We start from the raw sequence: 3887 nt of genomic DNA, 5'->3' as shown, positions 1-3887 counted from the left end.
TAATCGGGACATTTTCCCTTGTGTTCTACTAGGACATTATCATATGTGTCTTATAGAATTCATTGGCTCCGGTAAAAAGTAATTGACAAAGAGGGAACAGACAGATATAATAGTATGGTCGAGGTAGAATTATGAAACTACAAGTCGAAGAAGCACTCAGAGAAGAAGGTCGGAAAATACCTTTTGCTTTTCAAGAACCAGCCGCCGCACTGGGCGACGTAGATACACTTCCCTGGAAAGACAGCGATGTCGCCGTCAAAGGATCGTTCTGGTCTGACGGGACCCATATCGTCGTCGAAGGGACGGTGCGCACATCCGGCATGTATACATGCAGCCGCTGTCTGACACCGGTATCGCTGGTTCGAAATGCAGCACTGTCTGAAGTCTATGGTGCGGAAGCAGAGCTTCCTGAAGACGTATGGCCGTATAACGGCGAATACATCGATTTGACGGAGACAATTAGAGAAACCTTAATCCTCAGCGAGCCTATGAAGGTTCTGTGCCGGCCTGACTGCCAAGGGCTGTGCCCGCAGTGCGGCGCAAACCTCAACGAAGGCCCCTGTAGTTGTCCTACCGACAAGATTGATCCGAGACTGTCCGTCTTGGAAACATTGCTCAATTCAAAGCGCTAACTACGTACCAGGATGTAAGGAGGTGTAGAAACATGGCAGTACCAAAGAGAAGATTATCCCAGCCCCGTCAGAATATGCGTCGTGCCAACTGGAAACTGACAGCTCCGGGTTTCGTTGAATGCCCGCAGTGTCACGAAGCAGTGATGCCGCATCATGTATGCCCAACCTGCGGCTTCTACAAAGGCAAACAGGTCGTAAACAATACGACGGCTGAATAAGACATGATATAAAAAAGAACGTCCTCTGTGGGGGATGTTCTTTTTTGTTATATAGTCTGTATATGGTACAATCAGGTAAAGATAGAATCGGCATCATCCTGATATATACTGAATAAGGAGGAAGTCCCATGCTGCATAATCCCCTGCTGGATACGTTTGTGGCTGTAGCTGATGCGGGAAGTTTTAATAAGGCCGCAGAAACGCTGTTTATTTCTGCGCCAGCCGTTATCAAGCAAATCAATAATCTGGAACGAATATTGGAGATGCGCCTGTTTATACGTACCCACCGGGGACTGGAACTGACGGCTGCCGGCAAGTCTCTATATCGGGATGCCCAGTATATGATAGGATATTCCCAAAAGGCCGTGGAGCGGGCCAAAGCCAGGGAATCCTCAGCGGCTTCGGTCATTCGCATCGGTACATCCCTCATGACGCCAGTGACGCCGCTGCTGGAACTGTGGCAGGACATACAGGCCTATATGCCGGGCATTAAATTTCAAGTCGTTCCCTTTGACAACACGCCGGAAAATGCCCGGGAAATCCTGCGTACCCTGGGCGAGCATATCGATATCGTTGCCGGCGTATTCGATGCCGGAACGTGGAACTGTTATCCCTATTGTCAGGGCCTGGAAATACGGAAAGAACCGATTTGCTGTGCCGTCAGCCGCATGCATCCCCTGGCTGCTAAGAAACGCCTTTCCCTGTCCGATTTATCTGGCGAGACCCTATGCATCATTCGACAGGGCTGGGCACAGCAGATGGATGCCCTGCGGCAGGAGCTGCAGAAAGAGGGAACCATTCACCTGCGTGATTTCGATTTCTATAATGCCCGGATCTTCAACGACTGTGAAAATGGCGATTCCCTGCTGCTGGCCTTTCCCATGTGGTCGGCTGTGCATCCACTGCTGACCATACTGCCTGTAGACTGGCCCTATGCCATGCCGTACGGCATTCTTCATTCGCCACAGCCGTCACCGCTGGTACAGCAGTTTCTGGATGCTGTGAACCAGTGTATTTCTGAACAAGAATAAACCAATAGTTTATACTGACAAACCAATCGGGACTTCTGCAGAGGTCCCGATTCTTTTATACTATACCCAACAGCAGATGTTGTTGGGTATTTTTATATGAGAAAGGAGTTTATCTGCATGAATACAACCAAGTTATATAAAGGAGAGAGGACAATGGAATTTGTTACGTTAAATAATGGTGTAAGTATGCCGAAAGTGGGCTATGGGGTATATCAGGTATCCCCGGAAGAATGTGTCCGCTCTGTGCAGGATGCCCTCCATGCCGGGTATCGGCTTATCGACACGGCCCAGTCTTATGACAACGAATACGAAGTGGGGACAGGGCTCAGGCAGTCCGGCGTGCGTCGGGAAGAGATCTTTCTGACCACAAAGATCTGGATTGCCAATGCCGGGTATGAAAAGACCATACAATCTATAGACGATTCCCTGCGGCGCCTGCAGACCGATTACGTCGATCTCATGCTGATTCATCAGCCTTTCGGCGATTATTACGGCACCTATCGGGCTATGGAAGAAGCCTATAAGGCAGGAAAGCTTCGGGCCATTGGCGTGTCCAACTTTTTTGCCGACCGCCTGATCGACTTATGCCATAATGTGGAAGTCATGCCGGCAGTAAATCAGGTAGAAACCCATGTTTTTCAACAGCAGACAGAACTGCACGGTATTATGAAGAAATACGACATCGTTCATGAAGCATGGGGACCCTTTGCCGAAGGCCGCAACGGTTTCTTCAGCAATGATGTGCTGAACCGTATCGGTGCGGCCCATCATAAGACTGCTGCCCAGACAGCGCTGCGCTTCCTGCTGCAGAAAGACGTCGTCGTCATTCCCAAATCAGTCCGTCCGGAACGAATGGCTCAGAACCTGGATGTTTTTGATTTCTCCCTGACACCGGAAGAAATGAAGCAACTTGAAAAACTGGATACGGGAAAGAGTTTGTTCTTCTTTCACTACGATCCGAAGATGGTGGAATGGTTTTATCAGATGGTGCAGGAACGGAACCTGCGGGTGTAAAAATACAAAAGGAGAGATAGCGTATGAATTGTAAAAAAATGGGACTTTTGGCAGCAGCCGGACTGCTTGTATTCAGCCTGGCCGCCTGCGGTGCGGCCAGCACGAAAGCCGATGATACGGCAGGTGCAACGAAGACGGCGCAGACTGCCAGTGTAGACGCTGATGCCGGCGCATCCGTTAAAGGTGCACCTGTCCCTGCAGGCGCACAAGATGGAAAAGAAACGAAGCAGGCGGTCATTTATTTTTCTGAACCAGAAGTAGAGAATCCTGATACAGTGCAGGGCAGTACCCAGTATATTGCCCAGATCATTCAGGAACAGACCAAGGCCGATATATTCCGCATTTCCCGCAAAGATCCCTATCCGACGAATCATGCAGCCCTGGTAGCAGCCGCGAAAGCGGAAAAGCTGCAGGATGCCCGGCCGGACATTACGGACCCTGTCGGCGATCTCAGTGCCTATGATACGATTTACCTGGGCTATCCTATCTGGTGGGGAGATCTGCCTATGCCGGTATATACCTTCCTACAGCGCCATGATCTGACGGGCAAAAAAATCGTCATCTTCTCGACCCATGGCGGAAGCGGCCTGGCCGGCACTCCGGAAGCTGTACAGAATGCCGTGCCGGGAGCTTCTGTTCAGACCAATGCCTTTACCGTATCCCGCGATGACGTGGCCCAGGCAAAAGACAGCGTCCTTTCGTGGCTGGCATCGTTGTAGGGAGGTACGCAACGAATGTAGTACTCGTCAACGGCAGCCCCCATTCTAGGGGATGTATGTATACGGCTTTGCAGAAAGTAATGTCAGGCTGTTACCTCTGCCGAAACAGGAACCATAGTTTTATATAAACTTTATGCGCACGCCAGACTGCTGATGTTCATGAAGTCGGAAGAATGATATATATCATAAAAAAAGACAACTGATTTCCCTTCTCTATTGTCTTTTTTTTGCTTTGAAACTTTACTTTTTATTGCATATGTGAGTATTTTTCTG

5 protein-coding genes are annotated in these 3887 nt (G+C 49.6%); all 5 read left to right on the top strand.

Features of this window, described 5'->3' with window-relative positions; translation table 11 throughout:
* The first annotated feature begins 131 nt into the window (after window positions 1–131).
* The 5 genes from Q3886_RS09005 (at window position 132) to Q3886_RS08985 (ending at window position 3614) form a co-directional block, all read left to right on the top strand.
* Entirely contained in the window at window positions 132–632 is a 501-nt protein-coding gene (locus Q3886_RS09005; RefSeq protein ID WP_301861082.1) for a DUF177 domain-containing protein, read from the top strand.
* Window positions 633–664: 32 nt separating this feature from the next.
* Entirely contained in the window at window positions 665–850 is a 186-nt protein-coding gene (rpmF, locus tag Q3886_RS09000) for a 50S ribosomal protein L32 (protein WP_301861081.1), read from the top strand.
* 128 nt (window positions 851–978) lie between these two features.
* Window positions 979–1881: a LysR family transcriptional regulator gene (locus Q3886_RS08995; RefSeq protein WP_301861080.1), complete on the top strand. Its 903-nt coding sequence runs from the start codon at window positions 979–981 to the stop codon at window positions 1879–1881.
* Window positions 1882–2034: 153 nt separating this feature from the next.
* Window positions 2035–2895 (top strand): aldo/keto reductase, encoded by an 861-nt coding sequence (locus tag Q3886_RS08990; protein WP_301861079.1) that lies wholly within the window; start codon window positions 2035–2037, stop codon window positions 2893–2895.
* 23 nt (window positions 2896–2918) lie between these two features.
* Entirely contained in the window at window positions 2919–3614 is a 696-nt protein-coding gene (locus Q3886_RS08985; RefSeq protein WP_301861078.1) for a flavodoxin, read from the top strand.
* Window positions 3615–3887: the final 273 nt, after the last annotated feature.

Source organism: uncultured Megasphaera sp. (genome assembly GCF_958350005.1).
In the GTDB taxonomy this organism is placed as follows: domain Bacteria; phylum Bacillota; class Negativicutes; order Veillonellales; family Megasphaeraceae; genus Megasphaera.
Note: the sequence above shows the minus strand (reverse complement) of the source record. Positions and strands in the feature narration are given on the sequence as shown.

Bases quoted from the DNA above. Each gene is read 5' to 3' on its own strand.
- Q3886_RS09005 (WP_301861082.1), top strand. From the start codon at position 132: ATGAAACTACAAGTCGAAGAAGCACTCAGAGAAGAAGGTCGGAAAATA.
- rpmF (WP_301861081.1), top strand. From the start codon at position 665: ATGGCAGTACCAAAGAGAAGATTATCCCAGCCCCGTCAGAATATGCGT.
- Q3886_RS08995 (WP_301861080.1), top strand. From the start codon at position 979: ATGCTGCATAATCCCCTGCTGGATACGTTTGTGGCTGTAGCTGATGCG.
- Q3886_RS08990 (WP_301861079.1), top strand. From the start codon at position 2,035: ATGGAATTTGTTACGTTAAATAATGGTGTAAGTATGCCGAAAGTGGGC.
- Q3886_RS08985 (WP_301861078.1), top strand. From the start codon at position 2,919: ATGAATTGTAAAAAAATGGGACTTTTGGCAGCAGCCGGACTGCTTGTA.